Source organism: Janibacter terrae, assembly GCF_039636765.1.
GTDB lineage: Bacteria > Actinomycetota > Actinomycetes > Actinomycetales > Dermatophilaceae > Janibacter > Janibacter terrae.
This window is the reverse complement of the sequence record NZ_CP144167.1, coordinates 1571682-1590174: the sequence shown is the minus strand read 5'-3', so window position 1 is coordinate 1590174 and position 18493 is coordinate 1571682. Positions and strand designations below refer to the sequence as shown.

19 protein-coding genes are annotated in these 18493 nt (G+C 73.0%); 4 read left to right on the top strand and 15 right to left on the bottom strand.

What is annotated here, in order from left to right; all coding sequences use genetic code 11:
- Window positions 1–75 precede the first annotated feature (75 nt).
- The 6 genes from lepB to rpsP all read right to left on the bottom strand — a co-directional run bounded on the left by lepB (window position 76) and on the right by rpsP (window position 3973).
- Entirely contained in the window at window positions 76–759 is a 684-nt protein-coding gene (gene lepB, locus V3C34_RS07890; protein ID WP_346008469.1) for a signal peptidase I, read from the bottom strand.
- Window positions 760–802: 43 nt separating this feature from the next.
- Complete coding sequence (gene rplS / locus V3C34_RS07885; protein WP_068325153.1) at window positions 803–1159, bottom strand: 50S ribosomal protein L19; 357 nt, start codon at window positions 1157–1159, stop codon at window positions 803–805.
- A 206-nt stretch (window positions 1160–1365) separates the two neighbouring features.
- Entirely contained in the window at window positions 1366–2565 is a 1200-nt protein-coding gene (gene trmD / locus V3C34_RS07880) for a tRNA (guanosine(37)-N1)-methyltransferase TrmD (RefSeq protein ID WP_346008468.1), read from the bottom strand.
- A gap of 3 nt (window positions 2566–2568) precedes the next feature.
- A complete protein-coding gene (gene rimM / locus V3C34_RS07875) occupies window positions 2569–3117 on the bottom strand; it encodes a ribosome maturation factor RimM (protein ID WP_068422371.1) in 549 nt (182 codons plus the stop codon).
- 96 nt (window positions 3118–3213) lie between these two features.
- A complete protein-coding gene (locus V3C34_RS07870) occupies window positions 3214–3456 on the bottom strand; it encodes an RNA-binding protein (protein WP_068325156.1) in 243 nt (80 codons plus the stop codon).
- A gap of 1 nt (window position 3457) precedes the next feature.
- Window positions 3458–3973 carry a 30S ribosomal protein S16 gene (gene rpsP, locus V3C34_RS07865; protein WP_346008467.1) on the bottom strand — a complete coding sequence of 172 codons (516 nt, stop codon included), beginning with the start codon at window positions 3971–3973 and terminating at the stop codon, window positions 3458–3460.
- Window positions 3974–4264: 291 nt separating this feature from the next.
- Here rpsP and V3C34_RS07860 point away from each other — a divergent pair, with 291 nt between their 5' ends.
- The gene (locus tag V3C34_RS07860; RefSeq protein ID WP_346008466.1) at window positions 4265–5626 is read left to right on the top strand and encodes an alkaline phosphatase PhoX; all 1362 of its coding nucleotides are present in this window, start codon (window positions 4265–4267) and stop codon (window positions 5624–5626) included.
- 58 nt (window positions 5627–5684) lie between these two features.
- Here the strand turns inward: V3C34_RS07860 and V3C34_RS07855 are convergent, their stop codons facing one another.
- Complete coding sequence (locus V3C34_RS07855; protein ID WP_068325159.1) at window positions 5685–6146, bottom strand: RrF2 family transcriptional regulator; 462 nt, start codon at window positions 6144–6146, stop codon at window positions 5685–5687.
- Between the two features lie 168 nt (window positions 6147–6314).
- Between V3C34_RS07855 and V3C34_RS07850 the strand changes: the two genes are divergently transcribed.
- Window positions 6315–7232: a sulfite exporter TauE/SafE family protein gene (locus V3C34_RS07850; RefSeq protein WP_068325160.1), complete on the top strand. Its 918-nt coding sequence runs from the start codon at window positions 6315–6317 to the stop codon at window positions 7230–7232.
- Window positions 7233–7363: 131 nt separating this feature from the next.
- Here V3C34_RS07850 and V3C34_RS07845 read toward each other — a convergent pair whose 3' ends face one another.
- Genes V3C34_RS07845 through V3C34_RS07815 form a run of 7 tightly spaced genes read right to left on the bottom strand, consistent with a single transcriptional unit; the run spans window position 7364 to window position 15770 of the window.
- Window positions 7364–8452 (bottom strand): amidohydrolase family protein, encoded by a 1089-nt coding sequence (locus V3C34_RS07845; protein ID WP_338538406.1) that lies wholly within the window; start codon window positions 8450–8452, stop codon window positions 7364–7366.
- 31 nt (window positions 8453–8483) lie between these two features.
- On the bottom strand, window positions 8484–9122 hold the full coding sequence (locus V3C34_RS07840) for an SDR family oxidoreductase (protein ID WP_338538407.1): 639 nt from the start codon (window positions 9120–9122) through the stop codon (window positions 8484–8486).
- Between the two features lie 45 nt (window positions 9123–9167).
- Entirely contained in the window at window positions 9168–9968 is an 801-nt protein-coding gene (locus tag V3C34_RS07835) for an alpha/beta fold hydrolase (RefSeq protein ID WP_068325508.1), read from the bottom strand.
- A 5-nt stretch (window positions 9969–9973) separates the two neighbouring features.
- Window positions 9974–11581: a signal recognition particle protein gene (ffh, locus tag V3C34_RS07830; protein WP_338538408.1), complete on the bottom strand. Its 1608-nt coding sequence runs from the start codon at window positions 11579–11581 to the stop codon at window positions 9974–9976.
- 58 nt (window positions 11582–11639) lie between these two features.
- On the bottom strand, window positions 11640–13982 hold the full coding sequence (locus tag V3C34_RS07825) for a [protein-PII] uridylyltransferase (protein WP_346008465.1): 2343 nt from the start codon (window positions 13980–13982) through the stop codon (window positions 11640–11642).
- A gap of 13 nt (window positions 13983–13995) precedes the next feature.
- Complete coding sequence (locus V3C34_RS07820; RefSeq protein WP_068325165.1) at window positions 13996–14334, bottom strand: P-II family nitrogen regulator; 339 nt, start codon at window positions 14332–14334, stop codon at window positions 13996–13998.
- Window positions 14331–15770 (bottom strand): ammonium transporter, encoded by a 1440-nt coding sequence (locus V3C34_RS07815; protein WP_346008464.1) that lies wholly within the window; start codon window positions 15768–15770, stop codon window positions 14331–14333. Before V3C34_RS07815 ends, V3C34_RS07820 begins: the two co-directional genes overlap by 4 nt.
- 151 nt (window positions 15771–15921) lie before the next feature.
- Here V3C34_RS07815 and V3C34_RS07810 point away from each other — a divergent pair, with 151 nt between their 5' ends.
- Both V3C34_RS07810 and V3C34_RS07805 read left to right on the top strand, forming a co-directional pair.
- Entirely contained in the window at window positions 15922–16314 is a 393-nt protein-coding gene (locus V3C34_RS07810; RefSeq protein WP_068325167.1) for a thiol-disulfide oxidoreductase DCC family protein, read from the top strand.
- Window positions 16311–17006 carry a DUF4333 domain-containing protein gene (locus V3C34_RS07805; protein ID WP_346008463.1) on the top strand — a complete coding sequence of 232 codons (696 nt, stop codon included), beginning with the start codon at window positions 16311–16313 and terminating at the stop codon, window positions 17004–17006. Before V3C34_RS07810 ends, V3C34_RS07805 begins: the two co-directional genes overlap by 4 nt.
- A gap of 60 nt (window positions 17007–17066) precedes the next feature.
- On the opposite strand, the gene ftsY is transcribed toward V3C34_RS07805, so the two are convergent.
- Window positions 17067–18455, bottom strand: a complete 1389-nt coding sequence (gene ftsY, locus V3C34_RS07800; protein WP_068422404.1) for a signal recognition particle-docking protein FtsY — start codon at window positions 18453–18455, stop codon at window positions 17067–17069.
- Between the last annotated feature and the right edge of the window lie 38 nt (window positions 18456–18493).

Below are 18493 nucleotides of genomic sequence, written 5' to 3'. Positions count from 1 at the left end.
GACATCGCTCTCCAGTATCGCTGCTCGGGCGACCCATCGGCGCCAAGCACCCCGGCCATGTCGGGGTCGGGTCGCTCAGGACCCGGTGCCGCCGATGCGGTCCATCGGCCAGTAGCGCCAGGCGACGTGCCCGACGACGTCGTCGACCGGCACCATGCCACCGCCGGGGTCGCCGAGGTGGCTGCGCGAGTCGACCGAGTCGCCCCGGTTGTCGCCGAGCACGAAGAGCCGACCCGGGGGGACCTCGACGTCGAAGGGGGTCCCGCACGCCCTCGTCCCCGGCGCCAGGTACGGCTCGCGCACGACCTCGCCGTTGACCACGAGCCCCCGCTCCGGGGTGCACGCGACCCGGTCGCCGCCGACCCCGGCGACGCGCTTGAGGAAGTCCTGCTCCCCCAGGTCGATCGAGAGGGTGGAGGCGACCGCGGAGAGCGTGCGCCCGACGAACCCGTCGGAGACGAAGGGGGTGCGGTCGGCGGCCGCGAAGGTGTCGGTGCCGTCGAAGACGATGACGTCGCCGCGCTCGACGCGCGAGGCACCGATCTTGGTGACCACGACCCGGTCGCCGGGGGCGATCGTCGGCTCCATCGAGGAGCTCGGGACATGGAAGGACTGCATGACGAAGGCCCGCACCAGCATGACGAGCAGGACCGCGACCGCGATCTCCAGCATCAGCCGCCGGGCCGGACGCACATCGACCCCCGCCGGGTCACCGGCGGGGGTCGACGCAGCTGCGTCCGGGGCGGGATCGGTCGACATCGGGGTCAGCCTACGACCCGCGCGGGTCGCGATCTGCGGCAGATCAGCTCGCGGGGGTGTCGCGACGCTCGCGGATGCGAGCGGCCTTGCCGCGGAGGTTGCGCAGGTAGTAGAGCTTGGCGCGGCGGACGTCACCGCGGGTGGCGACCTCGATCTTCTCGATGACCGGGGTGTGGATCGGGAAGGTCCGCTCCACGCCGACACCGAAGGAGACCTTGCGGACGGTGAAGGTCTCACCGATGCCGCCGCCGTGACGACGGATCACGACGCCCTGGAAGACCTGGACACGGGAGCGGCTGCCCTCGATGACCTTCACGTGCACCTTGAGTGTGTCACCGGCCCGGAACTCGGGGATGTCGTCCCGCAGGGACGCCTTGTCGATCTCGTCGAAACGCTGCATGGCGCTGTCGCTTTCCTGCGGACGCCACAGGCCGTCCGCCCTCGTCAGTGATGTATGAGGAGTCGCGCCCACCGCCGCGTGCCGTCGGGTCGGGGCCGGGGCCTCGTCCCGGGCACTCCCCCTGTGGCAGGGGCGGTGTCCATGAGCGCGATGTCCGATTCTGCCAGAGGTGGGCGGGTGACCAGAAATCGTGGGGTGGGGCGCCCTCAGCGGCGGCGCGGCCGACGCAGGTCGACGGTGCCGGGCTCCTCCCCCGGGCCGACGACCCGGTAGCCGGCCTTGGTGCAGAACCGCAGCAGGCGCGGCTGGTCCGCGGCGGTGTCGAGCCACAGGGTGCTCGTGTCGGTCGGGGCGAGGGCCTCGGCGTGCGCGAGCAGGGCCCGCCCGAGTCCCCTGCCCTGCAGGTCGGGGACGACCATGAGCCGGCCGATCTGCCAGGTCGTGGGATCCCGCGGGTCGCGTCGCACGCGCACCGAGCCCACGAGCCGGTCCCCCGCGCGGAAGAGGTGGGTCGTCCAGTGCCGGAGGCCCTCGGCCACGGTCGCTGCGTCCTCCGCGGGCGCACCCCGCCAGAGCTCCGGCGGGGTCACCATCTCGATCCAGCAGGCCTTCTGCAGCACGGTGAGCTCCGGCGCGTCGGCGCGGGTGGCGACGGAGTGCTCGAGCCCGGCGAGCTCCTCGGTGGTCGCCGCGACGTGGAGCAGGTCCGGTCGGCGCGCTGCCGTCCGCTCGAGCCGCTGCTCGTGCCGCCACCGCGCGATCGCCCCGTGGTTGCCCCCGAGGAGCACCTCGGGCACGGCCCGTGCGACGCCGTCACCCCCGTCCCACACCGACGGCTTGGTGTAGATCGGGTACTCGAGCAGACCCCCTTCGTGCGACTCCTCGACGAGCGACTCGGCGTTGCCGACGACGCCCGGCAGCAGCCGGCCGATCGCCTCGACCATCGCCAGGACGGCCACCTCGCCGCCGTTGAGGACGTAGTCGCCGAGCGAGACGACCCGCACCGGCATGCGCTCGGCGGCCCACTCGTAGACGCGCTCGTCGATGCCCTCGTAGCGGCCGCAGGCGAAGGCGATCCACGGCGCCCGGGCGAGCTCGCGGGCCGTCCCCTGGGTGAACCGCTCGCCGCCCGGGCCCGGGACGACGAGGACCGGTGCCGCGCCGGTGCCCTCGTCCGCCGAGTCGAGCACGTGGGTGAGCGCCTCGCTCCAGGGCTGGGGCTTCATCACCATGCCCGCACCCCCGCCGTACGGGGTGTCGTCGACCGTGCGGTGCCGGTCGTGCGCGAAGTCGCGCAGGTCGTGCACGCGCAGGTCGATGATCCCGTCCCGCCGGGCCTTGCCGATGAGCGAGATGTCGAGCGCGGCGAGGTACTCCGGGAAGATCGAGACGGCGTCGATGCGCACGGCTCACTCCCCCGACGAGTCGAGGTCGAGCAGGCCGGGAGGCGCGTCGACGACGAGCCGGCCGGCCTCGGGGTCGACCTCCGGCACGATCGCCTCGACGAAGGGGACGAGAGCCCGCGTGCCGTCCGGTCGCCGCAGCACGAGCCGGTCCTGGGCGGCGCCGAGCTCGAGGGCGACGACCTCGCCGACGACCTCGCCGTCCGGGGTCCGGGCGGTGAGGCCGACGAGGTCCGCCTCGTACCAGCCCTCGTCGTCGTCCTCGTCCTCGAAGGCCTCCGCCGCGAGGACCAGGCGCGTGCCGCGCAGGGACTCCGCGCCGGTGCGGTCCTGGACCTCCTCGAACCCGAGGAGCCAGATCCCGCGGTGGACGCGGGTCGTCGCCAGGGTCAGCCGGCGCGGCACGCCCGACCCGGGCTCGGCGCGGGTGTCGAAGACGGTACCCGGCACGAGCCGTGACTCCGGGTCGTCGGTGTGCAGCTGCACGGTTACCTCGCCACGCAGCGCGTGGGGCTTGCCGATGCGAGCGACGACGTGGCCGTCGGTGTCAGTCATGCGGGACAACCTACGATTCCGCGCCCCGACATGGCGAATGGCCGCCACCCCGGTGGGGGTGACGGCCATGCGCGCGTGCTGACGGCCCGCGCTGGATCAGCGCTCGCGGTCGGTGTCGACGATGTCGATCCGCACGTTCTCCCCGCCCGAGAGAGCGGTGAGGACGGTGCGGAGCGCGGAGGCGGTCCGGCCGGAGCGACCGATGACGCGGCCGAGGTCGTCGGGGTGCACGCGCACCTCGAGGATCTGCCCGCGACGCAGGTTCTTGCTCCGGACGACGACGTCGTCCTTGTGGTCGACGATGCCGGTGACCAGGTGCTCGAGCGCCTCGTCGAGCATCTCAGGCCTCGGTGGTCTCGGCCTCGGCCGGGGCCTCCTCGGCGGGAGCCTCGGCAGCGGCCTCCTCGGCGGCCTTGGCCTCGGCGGCCTTGGCCTCGGCGGCAGCCTTCTTGTCGGCGGCCTCCTTGTCGGCCTTCTTCTTCGCCGTGATGGCCTCGTGCTCGGAGGCGTCCTTGTCGGAGTTGGCGAGGGCGGCCTCGTAGAGGTCCTTCTTGGAGGTCTTGGGCTCCTTGACCTTCAGCGTGCCCTCGGCACCGGGCTCGCCCTTGTACTTCTGCCAGTCACCGGTGATCTTGAGCAGCGCGGCGACGGCCTCGGTGGGCTGGGCGCCCTGGGAGAGCCAGTACTGGGCGCGCTCGCTGTCGATGTCGATGACCGAGGGCTCCTCGGTGGGGTGGTACTTGCCGATCTCCTCGATGGCCCGGCCATCGCGCTTGGCGCGCGAGTCCATGACGACGACGCGGTAGAACGGAGCGCGGATCTTGCCCATGCGCTTCAGACGGATCTTGACGGCCACGTGTGTGGTCCCTTCGTTTCGTGAGCACGGCGAGACCGTGCGCGGTTCGCACGGGGTATCGGGCTCGGGGTGTAGGCATCCGGCGCGCAGGAGGGATCCCCGGCGCGGACGGGTACGAAGGGGGATTCTTCCACGCGGGGCAGCGCCCGGCCAAAACCGGCCCCGAAGCGTCACCCTGCGGCCCCCGCCAGTTGCTCTCCCGGTCACCGTCACGTCGCCCACCGGCCGTTGGCTGGCTCACGTCCCGGCCCTCGTCCGGCGACCGAGCCCCTGATCAAGGAGAACATCTTCGTGAGCACCGAGCAGTCCCCCTTCGTCCAGCGTCGCACGATCATCCAGGGCGCGGCCGCCCTCGCTGCCCTCGGCCCGCTCGGCGCCCTCGGCGCGCGCACCGCCGGTGCGGCCCCGATGGCCCGACAGCCCTTCGGCCCCGACTACGGCCCGCTGCGTCCGACCAAGGACCAGACCACCGGCCTCGAGCTCATCTCGCTGCCCAGGGGCTTCGAGTACCTCACCTTCGGGTGGACCGGCTCGATGATGTCCGACGGCCGCCCCACCCCGGCGATGCACGACGGCATGGCCGCCTTCCGCGACGGTGACTTCGTGCGCCTCGTCCGCAACCACGAGAACGGCACGGGCAGCGCCTACGCCACCCCCGCCTACGACGCCCTCGAGGGCGCAGGTGGCACGACCACCCTCGTCTTCGACCCTGACGCCGGTGAGCTCGTCGAGTCCTACGCCTCCCTCGCCGGCACCGTGCGCAACTGCGCGGGCGGCCCGACCCCCTGGGGCACCTGGCTCTCCTGCGAGGAGACCACGCACATCGCCGCCGACGGCACGCGCCACGGCTACGTCTTCGAGGTGCCGGCGAAGGGCATGAGCGACGCCGCGCCGATCAAGGAGATGGGCCGGTTCTCGCACGAGGCGACCTGCGTCGACCCCTCGACCGGCATCGTCTACCTCACCGAGGACGCGACCCCGTCCGGCCTCTACCGCTTCGTCCCGACGACCCCGGGCCGGCTCGCCGACGGCGGACAGCTGCAGATGCTCGCCATCGGGTCCGCGACGTACCAGACGTACGGCGACGGCACGGGCGTCACCTACAGCGACCTGTCGTGGGTCACCATCGACCAGCCCGACCCGGGTCCGGGCGAGACGAGCACCGTGCGCCAGGGCATCGCCAAGGGCGGCGCCCAGTTCGCCCGGCTCGAGGGGGCCTGGTGGGGCAACGACCGCGCCTACATCGTCTCCACGAGCGGCGGCCCGGCCAAGCAGGGCCAGGTCTTCGAGTACGACCCGAAGGCCGGGACGCTCACCGTCCTCATCGCCTCCCCGAGCGCCCAGACGCTCAACAACCCCGACAACATCTGCGTCTCGCCCCGCGGCGGCATCGTCCTGTGCGAGGACGGCAGCGGCAGCGAGTACCTCCACGGCCTGACCGCGACGGGCGAGATCTTCCCCTTCGCGCAGAACACCGTGGTCCTGCCGAGCAACGGCCTGGCGGGCAGCACGGTGCGCGCCGGCAGCTACACGGGGTCGGAGTGGTGCGGCTCGACCTTCGAGCCGAAGAACGGCAACTGGCTCTTCGCCAACGCGCAGAGCCCGGGCATCACCTTCGCCATCACCGGCCCGTGGCGCAAGGGCGCCCTCTGAGGACGGCCCGACGAAGGGGAGGTCGCAGCGATCGCTGCGACCTCCCCTTCGTCGTCGGTCAGCGGTTCTCCCAGGCGCCGGGCGCGGCGACCGCGTCCTGCACGGCCGCGGGGAAGTCCCCGCTCAGCACGTCGGCCAGGCTCGTGCCGTCGAGGACGGAGCGGACGCTGGAGCGGACCGCCACCCACACCGTGCGCAGGTGGGTCGCGGCGCCGTCGTAGCTCGTCGTCTGGGGGCGCTCCCCGCGCACCTCGGCCAGCGGGCCGTCGACCGCCCGGATGACCGCGCCGACCGAGATCTGCGACGCGGGCCGGGCGAGGAGGTAGCCCCCGTTGGCGCCCATCCGGCTCACGACGAGCTCGGCGCGACGCAGGTCCGCGAGGATCGCCTCGAGGAACTTGCGGGGCAGCTCCTGCTCCGCGGCGAGCCGCACGACCGAGACCGGGGTCCCCCCTTCGCCGTTGGCAGCGAGGGTGAGCATCGCGCGGACCGCGTAGTCCGACCGGGCGGAGATGTCCATGCCGCCAGTATCGCGGGCGGGTGGCATCCGACCTCGACCACTCCCTGAGACATAACTCCGCGTTACTTGACCGATAAGCAGACGTTGGGTGAAACTCCTGCTTGTCTCGTGGGAGATCAACCGATCGCCACGGAGCGCCGCACACTCCTCACGGAAAGAGTCCTCCGTATGCGCAAGCTCGTCCTCCTGGCCATCGTCGGCCTGCTCGCCCAGCTCGTCGACGGCTCGCTCGGCATGGCCTACGGCGTCACGACCACCACGCTCCTGCTGGCCATCGGCACCAACCCAGTCGCCGCGTCCGCCACGGTCCACCTCGCCGAGATCGGCACGACGCTCGTCTCGGGTGCCTCGCACTGGCGCTTCGGCAACGTCGACTGGCCGGTCGTGCTCAAGATCGGCGTGCCCGGGGCCTTCGGCGCCTTTGCGGGGGCGACCTTCCTCTCGAGCCTCGACACCTCGACGGCCAAGCCCGTCATGTCCGGCATCCTGCTCGCGCTGGGCCTCTACGTCCTGCTGCGCTTCACCTTCAAGGGGCTGCGCAAGGACCGCCTCGGCACCCGGTTGCGCAAGCGCTTCCTCGCCCCGCTGGGCCTCTTCGGCGGATTCGTCGACGCGACCGGCGGCGGCGGCTGGGGCCCGGTCGGCACGCCCGCGATCCTCGCGAGCGGACGCCTGGAGCCGCGCAAGGTCATCGGCTCGATCGACACCAGCGAGTTCCTCGTCTCCGTCGCCGCCAGCCTCGGGTTCCTCGCCGCGCTCGGCTCGCAGGGGATCAGGTTCTCGTGGGTCGCCATGCTCTTCATCGGTGGCGCCATCGCCGCGCCCATCGCCGCCTGGCTCGTGCGCACCATCCCGCCGCGCATCCTCGGCTCGCTCGTCGGCGGGATCATCGTCCTGACCAACGCCCGCACGATCATGGGCAAGGACGGCCTCGCCCTCGACGGTCCCACCACGTGGGTCGTCTACGGCCTCGTCTGGGCGGCCTGGATCGCCGCCGTCGCCTACAGCCTGCGCGCCCACCGCGCCGAGTCCGCCGCCGAGGCCACGCCTCAGGATGAGCGCGAGCTGGTGGGCGAGCCGGCCTGAGTCACACCAGCCACACGTTTATCGGGTCACCCGATATTCACCGGGTTAGCAGGAGTTTGAAACTCATGCGAACCCGTGGTTTATCGGGTGACCCGATATTCATGGGGCGAAGGGGGTGCCTCGGCCAGACGTCAGCGACCGCCGACCCGCGCGCCTCGCAGGATCACGTGCTCCGGTGTGCCGCAGGCCCGCACGTCCTCGCGCGGGTCCTCGGCGAGGACGACGAGGTCGGCGTCCTCCCCTTCGGTGATGGCGGGGCGGCCGAGCCACTCGCGGGAGGCCCAGGTGCCGGCGGCGAGCGCCTCGGTCGTCGAGAAGCCGGCGCGCGTCAACAGCTCCATCTCCTGGGCGACGAGCCCGTGCGGCAACGAGCCGCCCGCGTCCGTGCCCACGTAGATGTCGATGCCCGCGTCCCGGGCCGCGGCGATCGTCTCGAAGCGCCGCTCGTGCAGCTGCAGCATGTGGCGGTGGTAGTCGGGGAACTTCTCCGCGGCGGGTGCCGCGATCTTGGGGAAGGTCTCGATGTTGACGAGCGTGGGCACGATGGCGATGCCCTGCTCGGCGAAGGCCGAGATCGTCTCGGGGACGAGGCCGGTCGCGTGCTCGATGCAGTCGGTCCCGGCGGCCGCGAAGTCGGCGAGCGACTCCTCGCCGAAGCAGTGCGCCGTGACCCGGGCCCCCTCCTCGTGCGCGGCGGCGATCGCCTCCACGAGCACCTCGCGTGGCCAGCAGGGGGCGAGGTCCCCGACGCCGCGCTCGATCCAGTCCCCGACGAGCTTGACCCAGCCGTCGCCGGCGCGGGCCTCGGCCCGCACCCGGGAGACGAGCTGCTCCGGCTCGACCTCGTGGGCGAAGTTGCGGATGTAGCGCTTGGTCCGCGCGATGTGGCGACCGGCGCGGATGATCTTGGGCAGGTCGTCGCGCTCGTCGATCCACCGGGTGTCGGCCGGGGACCCGGCATCGCGGATGAGCAGCGTGCCGGCGTCGCGGTCGGTCACCGCCTGGGCCTCGCTCGTCGCGTCGTCGACGGCCCCGTGGGCGTCGAGCCCCACGTGGCAGTGCGCATCGACGAACCCCGGCAGGACGTACCCGCTGACGGTCTCGACGTCACCGGACGTCGGTGCGGTGAAGGAGATCTTGCCGTCGATCACCCACAGCTCGGGGACGCTCTCGGTCGCCGAGATGAGGACCTCGCCCGTGACGCGCAGCACATCAGCCATGCCGCCGAGGCTATCCCCCCGAGCGCGCGCGTCAGCGCAGTGCCTCGGCGATCGGCGTGGCCCCGTCGTGGAACTCGATGGTCCGGCGCACCGTGCCGCTGTCGGCGAGGGTCGCGGCCACCACCCGGGCGACGTTGGCGCGCGACACCGTGCCACCGCCCTCCCCGACGTCGATCGAGCCGCTCGCCGGCTCGAGGGTGAGACCGCTCGGGCCGAGGACGGTCCAGTCGAGGTCGGTGCCGCGCAGGTGCTCATCGGCGGCCGCCTTGGCCTCGGCGTAGGCGAAGAAGGGGTTGTCCGGGGCGACGCCGTGGTCCGGTCCGGCGCCGGCATAGCTGACCATCACGTAGCGGCGGACCCCCGCGGAGCCGGCCGCATCGATCGAGCGGATGGCGGCGTCGCGATCGACGGCGTAGGTGCGCTCCGGGTCCCCGCCGCCGGCCCCGGCGGACCAGACGACCGCGTCGTGGCCCTCGAGCACCTCGGCCAGCCCTGGGACGTCGAGCTGCTCGACGTCAGCGACCCGGGCGGTGGCGCCGGTCGCCTCGATGTCGGCGGCGTGGTCGGGGTTGCGGATCACGGAGGTGACCTCGTGACCCTGCTCGACGAGGATCGGGGCGAGCAGGAGGGCGACCTTGCCGTGGCCGCCGATGAGGACGATGCGGGACATGGGAGGACCTTTCGTCGGGTCCGGCCAGTCCATCACACCGGTGGGTCAGCGTCTGCTGAGCACCAGCGCCCGGAGGGACTCGATCGTCACCTCGGGCTGCTCGGAGTGCACCCAGTGCCCGGCGCCCTTGACCACCACGTGCCGCATCCGCGGGAAGAGCCGGCGCATCTCCGCCAGGTTGTCGTCGGTGACGTACTGCGAGCGCTCGCCGGAGAGCCACAGCACCGGCTGGTCGAAGGGGGGCAGCCCGGCGATCTCGTCGGCCGGCCACCCGCCGATGGTCGCGATGTCCCGCCCGATGACCTCGAGGTTGGGCTGCCACCGCCAGCCGCTGCCCTCGCGGCGCAGGTTCTGCAGGAGGAAGGCGCGCACGCCGGGGTCCGGTGCGGCCGGTGCGAGCGCCTTGTCGGCGTCCGCACGGGTCGCGATGGCGTCGAGGTCCATGGCCTGCATGCCGGCGATGTAGGTCTCGAACTCGGTGAAGCTGCTCGTCGCCGCGGGCGAGATGTCGACGACGGCGAGGCGGTCGACGAGCTCGGGCTCGAGGAGGGCGAGCAGCATCGCGATCTTGCCGCCCATGGAGTGGCCGACGACGATCCACGGCTCGTCCGCGTCGATGGAGCGCAGGGTCTCCCCCACCATCCGGGCGGCACCGGTGTAGGTGAACTCATCGGTCCACGGCGAGCGGCCGTGGTCGGGCATGTCGAGGAGCGTCGGCCGGCTGATGTCGGACAGGCCCTTGGCGACCTGGGTCCAGTTGCGCCCCTGCCCGAAGAGCCCGTGGCAGAAGGCGACCCGAGGACCGGACTCGCCCGACGTGGTCGCGTGCAGCTCCGGGAGGCGCATCGTGGTCACTGGCCGCCGAGGAACTTCTCGAAGCCCTTGGGCAGCTGGTTGGGGTCGAGGTTCGCCGGGTCGACGGGGTCCTGACCGCCCTGCCCGCCGAAGGCGGAGCCGGCCGGACGGCTGGCCGAGCGCTCGGCCGCCTCGCGCTCCTGCTGGGCGCGCTTGGCGGGGTTGCCCGACTTGCCCTTCTTCTTGACCTGCTTGGCCTGCTTCTTGCGGGCGCCGCCACCGCCACCGGGCATGCCGGGCATCCCCGGCATGCCGCCGCCGCGGGCGAGCTGCTTCATCATCTTCTGCGCCTGGGTGAAGCGCTCGAGCAGCTGGTTGACCTCGGAGACGGTGACGCCGGAGCCCTTGGCGATGCGCGAGCGGCGCGAGCCGTTGATCTGCTTGGGGTGCGTCCGCTCGAAGGGGGTCATCGAGCGGACCATGGCCTCGACCCGGTCGAACTCGCGCTCGTCGAGCGCGTCGAGCTGGGCGGACATCTGGCCCATGCCCGGCATCATCTTGAGCATCGACTTCAGCGAGCCCATGCGCTTGATGGCCGACATCTGCTCGAGGAAGTCGTTGAAGGTGAAGTCCTCCTCGGCGAGGAACTTGCGCTGCATCTCCTCGGCCTGGCCCTGGTCGAAGGCGCGCTCGGCCTGCTCGATGAGGGTGAGGACGTCACCCATGTCGAGGATGCGGCTGGCCATGCGGTCGGGGTGGAAGACCTCGATGTCGCGGGTCTGCTCGCCGGTCGAGGCGAACATGATCGGTCGGCCGGTCGTGCCGGCCACCGACAGGGCGGCGCCACCGCGGGCGTCACCGTCGAGCTTGGACAGGACGACACCGGTGAAGTCGACGCCCTCGGCGAAGGCGCGGGCGGTCTCGACCGCGGCCTGGCCGATCATCGCGTCGATGACGAAGAGGACCTCGTCGGGCTGGACCGCGGCGCGGATGTCCGCGGCCTGCTGCATCAGCTCGGCGTCGACGGCGAGACGGCCGGCGGTGTCGACGATGACGACGTCGTGCTGCTGGCTCTGGGCATGGGCGATGCCCGCGCGGCTGACGACGACCGGGTCACCGAAGGATCGGGTGCCCTCCCCCGACTCGAGGACGGCGTCGTGGCCGCCGGTGTTGCCGCGCTCCGGGGCGAAGACCGGGACCCCGGCGCGCTGGCCGGTGACCTCGAGCTGGGTGACGGCATTGGGTCGCTGCAGGTCGGCCGCGACGAGGATCGGGGTGTGCCCCTGCTCCTTGAGCCAGGCGCCGAGCTTGCCCGCGAAGGTCGTCTTGCCGGAGCCCTGGAGGCCGGCGAGCATGATGACCGTCGGCGGGCGCTTGGCGAACTGGATCGTGCGGGTGTTGCCGCCGAGGATCGTCACGAGCTCCTCGTTGACGATCTTGATGACCTGCTGGGCCGGGTTGAGCGCCCCGCTCACCTCCGCGCCGGTCGCGCGCTCGCGCACCGCGGAGGTGAACTCCTTGACGACGGGCAGGGCCACGTCGGCGTCGATGAGCGCCATCCGGATGTCCCGGACGGTCTTGTTGACGTCGGACTCGGACAGGCGCCCCTTGCCGCGGAGGTTCTTGAACGTCGCGGTCAGGCGGTCGGACAGGCTGGTGAACACCCGGCCTAGGGTACTTGCCCGCGTCCCCTCCCTTCGTCCTCGCCCGGCGAAGGGAGGATCACGCGCCGTCGCAGGCGTCGATCACCGTCGCGAGGAGGCGGGCCACGGCCGCCGGGCCGAGCGCCCGTCCGTCGCGGCCGGTCACGTAGAAGGTGTCCAGGGTCTGGCCGGCGAAGGTGGAGATGTGCGCCGACCGCACGGCCACGTCCTGGCCTGCGAGCGCGACGCCGATGTCGTGGAGCAGCCCGGGGCGGTCCTGCGAACGCACCTCGATGACGGTGGCCCCGCCGCCGACGCCCGGGAGCACGAAGGCCCGCGTCCCGCCGGCGGCGGTCGCGCCGCCGGCCGCCCGGCGGCGTGCGAGCGAGCCGAGCGCGGCGCGGTCGCCGGCGCCCAGCCGGAGCAGTCCCGCGGTGACGCGCAGGGGTTCGGGGGGGTCGCCGCCCGGTGACTCGACGAACCACTCGTCCACGGCGATGCCGTCGACGGTCGCCAGCCGGGCCCGTCGCACCGTCATGCCGTGGGCGGCGAGGAGGCCTGCGGTGTCGGCGAAGAGGCCCACCCGGTCCTGTGCGTGCACGGTGACGGTCCATCCCCCGGGCCCCGGCTCGACCCGCACGTGCGGTCGCCCGGCGACGACGTCCCCGAGGGCAGCGTCATCGACCTGCGGCGCGGGCGCGAGGGGCGGGACGGGCGGCGCGTTGCCTGTGAGCAGGGCCCGCACCTGGCCGGTGAGGGTGTCGAGCAGGCTGGCGCGCCAGTCGGTCCACGCCTTGGGGCCGGCGGCGCGGGCGTCGGCGATGGTGAGGGCCCGCAGCAGCTCGAAGGTCGACGCGTCCTGCCCGACGAGCTCGCACACGCTCGCCGCGGTGGCCGGCTCGGCGAGGTCCCGGCGCGTCGCGGTCTCGACGAGGGTGAGGTGCTCGCGCACGAGCAGCACGACGACCTCCCGGTCGGGGTCGGGCAGGCCCCACCGCGCGAGCACGCGCTCGGCGATCCCGGCGCCGGTGCGCGAGTGGTCCCTCGCGCCGGCGACCTTGCCGATGTCGTGCAGGAGGGCGGCCAGGAGCAGCACGTCGGGCCGGGCGACGTCGCGGGTGAGCGCGGCCGCCTGCGCCACGGTCTCGAGCAGGTGCCGGTCGACGGTGTGCCGGTGCACCGGGTTGCGCTGGGGCCGGGAGCGCACGGCGGTCCACTCGGGCAGCCACCGCTCGACCACGCCGGCCTGGTCGAGCCCCTCCCAGACGGTCTCGAGGCCCGGCCCGGCGGCGAGCAGGTCGGTGAGCAGGTCCAGCGCGTGCCGGTCCCACGGGCTCGGCAGGTCGGGGCAGGTGGCGAGGTTGGTGAGGGTCTGCGGCGCCAGGGGCAGCCGGTTGCGGGCGGCGGCGACGCCGGCGCGCAGCGGCAGTGTGGGGTCGCTGGCGACCAGGCGGGTCGAGCCGAGGACGGCCTCGCCGTCGTGGGCGAAGAGCCCGTGCCCGAGCGGTGACATCGCGGGACGTCGTGGCCCGACCCGCAGGGTGCGGGCCCGCTGGCTCTGGCCGGCCCGCCGCATCGTCGACCCGAGGGCCCACGCGATGGTGCGGGCCGAGGTCGAGACGAGGGTGAGCAGCTCGTCGGCGTCCGGCAGGCCGAGCAGCGCGGCGACGGCGTCGTGCTCCTCGCGCAGCAGCCGGTCGCGACCCCGGCCGCTCACGACGTGCAGGGCGTCGCGCACGTCGAGCAGCCGCCCGAGCGCCGGGTCGACCGCGCCGTGGGGGCGGTCGGTGAGCCAGGCCCGGGTCAGGGCGTGGAGCACGGTGACGTCGCGGATCCCGCCGAGGGCCTCCTTGAGGTCGGGTTCGATCTGCTGGCCGAGGTCCCCGTGGCGATGGTGCCGGGCCCGCACCGACTCGAGGAACTGCGGCAGCCGGGTGCGGGCACCAGCCCGCCAGTCGTGGGCGACGGTGGAGCGCACGCCGGCGACGAGGTCCTCGTCGCCGGCGACGTGCGTGATGTCGAGGAGGCCGACGGCGGCCGAGAGGTCGTCGCGGGCGACGGCGCGGCACTGGGCGGCTGAGCGGACGGAGTGGTCGAGGGCCAGGCCGGAGTCCCAGATCGGGTACCAGAGCCGCTCGGCCGCGCCGGCGAGGTCCCCGGCGGCGACGCTGCGCCCGTCGTGCACGAGCACGAGGTCGAGGTCGCTCAGGGGACCCGACCAGCCACGGCCTAGGGACCCGACGGCAGCCAGGGCGATCCCCTCGCGGTCGCCGACGGCGGCCGCGTGGAGCTCGGCGAGCCACGTGCGGGTGGCGGCGGTGATGGCCGCACGCCGGACCGCGCCGGCCCCGGGAGCGGTGAACTCCCGGGTGCCGGCGAGGTCGAGGCGCACGGCGCGCATGTCGGGCACGGGGCGGGTCATGGGGTGACGAGGCTCAGATGGCCTCGACGCCCTTCTCCCCGGTGCGCACGCGCACGACGTCCTCGACCGGGGTCACCCAGACCTTGCCGTCACCGATGCGACCGGTGCGGGCGGCGGCGACGACGACGGAGACGACCGACTGGACGTCGACGTCCTCGACGAGGACCTCGAGGCGGATCTTCGGCACGAAGTCGACCGTGTACTCCGCACCGCGGAAGACCTCGCTGTGCCCACGCTGGCGGCCGTAGCCGCTCGCCTCGCTCACCGTCATCCCGGTGATGCCGAAGGCCTCGAGCGACTCCTTCACGTCGTCGATCTGGTGGGGCTTGATGATGGCGGTGACGAGCTTCATGCTCGGGCTCCTTCGGTGGTCTCCTCGTGGTGACGGGCATCGTGCTGGGCACCGCTGGACGTGACGCCCAGGCGACCTCCCCGGGCGACGAGGTCGTAGGCGGACTCGGCGTGCTCGGCGGCGTCGATGCCGGCGACCTCGTCCTCCTCGTCGACGCGCCAGCCCATCGTGAGCTTGAGCGCCATGGCGATGACCCAGGTCAGGACCGCCGAGACGACGAGGCTGACGAGGGCGACGACGACCTGGAGGACGGTCTGCTGCACGCCGCCCCCGTAGAAGAGGCCGGAGCCGGTGGCGAGCAGGCCGGCACCGACGGTGCCCCACAGGCCGGCGACGAGGTGGACACCCACGACGTCGAGCGAGTCGTCGTAGCCGAAGCGGTACTTCAGCCCGACGGCGAGGGCGGCGAGCCCGCCGGCGACGGCGCCGAGGACGAGCGAGCCGACGGGCGAGAGGGCGCCGCACGCGGGGGTGATGGCGACGAGCCCGGCGACGACCCCGGAGGCGGCACCGATGGAGGTGGCGTGCCCGTCGCGGATCTTCTCCACGAGCATCCAGCCGAGGATGGCGGCCGCGGTCGCGGCGGTGGTATTGACCCAGACGAGGCTGGCGACGCCGTCGGCCGCGAGCTCGGAGCCGGCGTTGAAGCCGAACCAGCCGAACCACAGCAGGCCGGCGCCGATCATGACGAGCGGCACGTTGTGCGGGCGCATCGCGGTCCGGCCGAAGCCGAGCCGCTTGCCGACGACGAGGGCCAGGACGAGACCGGCGGTGCCGGCGTTGATGTGGACGACCGTGCCGCCGGCGAAGTCGATGGGAGCGACCGCGGCGGCGCCGTCAGCGACCCCGAAGAGCCATGAGGACAGGCTGTGCTCTGCCGCGGAGAGCAGCCCGCCGCCCCACACCATGTGGGCGATCGGGAAGTAGACGACCGTGAGCCACACGGGCACGAAGACCATCCACGTCGAGAACTTCACGCGGTCGGCGACGGCGCCGCTGATGAGCGCGACGGTGATGATCGCGAAGGTCAGCTGGAAGCCGGCGAAGAGGACCTCGGGGATCCACACGTCGGCACCGAAGACGTCGATGACGGGCATCCCGTCGGCGCCGACCGTGCCGGTCACGCCCTCGAGGGTGCTCGCGACGCCGCGGAGCCCGAACTTCTCGAAGGGGTCGGCCAGGACGCCGCCGATGTCGGAGCCGCCGAAGGACATCGAGTAGCCCCACAGGACGTAGACGACGCCTGCGGCGCCCATGGCGCCGAAGCTCATCATCATCATGTTGAGCACGGACTTGGCGCGGGTCATGCCGCCGTAGAAGAGGGCGAGGCCGGGGGTCATCAGCAGCACGAGGGCTGCGCAGATGATCATGAAGGCCGTCGCGGACGAGTCGATGGCAGGGGGGTCGGCCGCGAGCGGCACGAGTGCTGTGGTCATGGGCGACAGCGTCGTGCCCCGATGTTTCAACAGGCGCGGACGAGCGTTTCGATCATGTTGCGACCGGCTCACGGTCGTGACGGTCATGTAAACACCGCCCCGGTCGTCTTCGGCGGAGGGAGGCGCCGGGTACCGGTCTAGGGTGAGGCCCATGCGTCCGGTCCTCGTCTTCGATGGTGACTGCGGGATGTGCACGACGTCGGCCGCCTTCGCCGAGCGCCACGTGCGCCGCTCCCCCGCGGACTTCGACATCGCCGCCAGCCAGCACCTCGACCTCGCGGCCCTCGGGCTGACCCGGCAGCAGTGCGTGGAGGCCCTGCAGTGGGTCGACGCCGAGGGACGTGTCGTCTCCGGCCACGCGGCCGTCGCCGCGCTGCTGCGCGCGGGACGCTGGTGGGGCCGGCCGCTCGGGCACCTCGTCGACGCTCCCGGGCTGCGCCGCCTGTCGGCCCGGGCCTACCGGTGGGTCGCGGCACACCGACACATGTTCCCCGGGGGCACGCCGGCGTGCGCCCTCCCGTCACCCGAGCAGGGGCACCCATGACGACACCACCTCCCGGCCCCGGACGGCCCGGTGGCTACCCGTACGGCACTCCCGGTCAGGGCCCGACCGGCTACGGGCCCCCCGGCTACGGGCCGCCCGGCTACGGACCGCCCGGCTACGGACCGCCGAAGAAGGGCGGGGTCCCCCTCTGGGCGTGGATCGTGGGTGGCATCGCCCTCCTCCTCGTCTTCTGCCTGTGCGGCGGCATCGGCCTGTACACGCTGTCCGACCGCGACGTGACCTCGACGGCGCAGACCGTGACCGAGACGCCGACGACCGAGCCGCCCACGACGGAGCCGCCCACGACGGACCCGTCGAGCACGACCACGCCCACCGTGCCGTCGACGACGGACCCGTCGAGCACGGCCACGACGGGTCCGACGAGCGCCCCGACGCAGTCGATCCCGCCCACACCGGCCGGCTCCACCGCCAACACCGACACGAGCCGGACGCTCTCGGCGGACGACCTCGAGGGGCAGATCGCCCGGGGCATGAGCCAGTACGGGCACACCCGGTCCGAGATCTCCTGCTCGTCCCCGCTCGTGCTCGTCGCGGGCCGCACGACCTCCTGCACCGCGCCCGTCCCCGGCAGCAGCACTCGCCGCTCGACCGTCACCGTCGAGACCGCGTGGGCGGTCAGCACGAGCACGCAGCTGCGCTACTACCTGACCTTCAACCAGACGCTGGGCTGAGCGCGGCACGACGCAGGCCCCGACCGTGACGGTCGGGGCCTGCGTCGTGCGCGGGAGGGGTCAGCCGACGATCGCGTCGACGAAGGCCTCCGGCACGAAGGGCGCCAGGTCGTCCGGTCCCTCACCGAGCCCGACGAGCTTGACCGGCACCCCGAGGGTGCGCTGCACGGCGACGACGATGCCGCCCTTGGCGGTGCCGTCGAGCTTGGTGAGCACGACGCCGGTGACGTCGACGGCCTCGGAGAAGACCTTGGCCTGGGCCAGGCCGTTCTGGCCGGTGGTCGCGTCGAGGACGAGCAGGACCTCGTCGATCGGGGTCTGCTTCTCGATGACGCGCTTGACCTTGGCCAGCTCGTCCATGAGGCCGACCTTGTTGTGCAGCCGACCGGCGGTGTCGATGATCACGACGTCCACCTCGGTGTCGGCCGCGGCCTTGACGGCGTCGAAGGCGACCGCCGCGGGGTCGGCGCCCTCCCGGTCGCTGCGCACGGTGGGGACCCCGACGCGGGCACCCCAGGTCTCGAGCTGGTCGGCGGCGGCCGCGCGGAAGGTGTCCGCCGCCCCGAGGATCACGTCCCGGTCGTTGGCGACCAGCACGCGGGCGAGCTTGCCGACGGTCGTCGTCTTGCCCGTGCCGTTGACGCCGACGACGAGGATGCACGCGGGGCGGCCGTCGACGCGTGAGGCCGCGAGACCCCGGTCCATGCTCGGGTCGACGAGCGCGAGGAGGTCCTGGTAGAGCCAGTCCTTGGCGATCTCGGGGTCGGTCGTCCCGTCGACGGAGACGTGCTCGCGCAGCGAGTCGACGAGCTCGGTGGTCGGCTCCAGACCGAGGTCCGCCGCCAGCAGCGTGTCCTCGACCTCCTCCCAGTCCTCCTCGCTGAGCCGGCCCTGCGACAGCAGCGCGAGCAGGCCCTTGCCGATGGCACCGTTGGAGCGGGCCAGTCGCGAGCGCAGCGCCCGCATCCGGTCGCGGGTCGGCGCCGGGGTCTCGATCTCGGGCTCGACCGCGGCGGCCTCCGGCTCCGGGACCGTGACCTCCGGCTCCAGCGTCGGCTCGGGGGTCGCGGCCGGCGGGGCCGTGCGGGCCCGCTCGACGTCGGCGTCGGGGCGCAGGGGGGTGAAGTCCTCGTCCGCGGCCGGCTCGGCGGCGGCCGGCTCGTCCGCAGCCGGCTCGGGGGCGGGTGCCTCGGCGGGCTCGTCGACGGGCGCCTCGTCCCCCTTCGTGGGGGGTGCCTGCGCCTTGGCGTGCTCGCTCGGGCGGTCGAGGACGATCGACCCGCTGCGGTGGTCCGCGCTGCCCTTCGGCCGCTCCGGCGGACGCTGCTCCGGCGGCAGCTCCTTGGTCCTGCCGCCGCCACCGCGCAGGAAGGCGGCGATCAGCCCGCCGAGGACGACCAGCAGGCCGACGGCGACGGCGATGTACTCGGTCAGTGTGTCGATACCCATCACGGGGACATCTTCGCAGCCTCGGCCGGTCGCGCAGA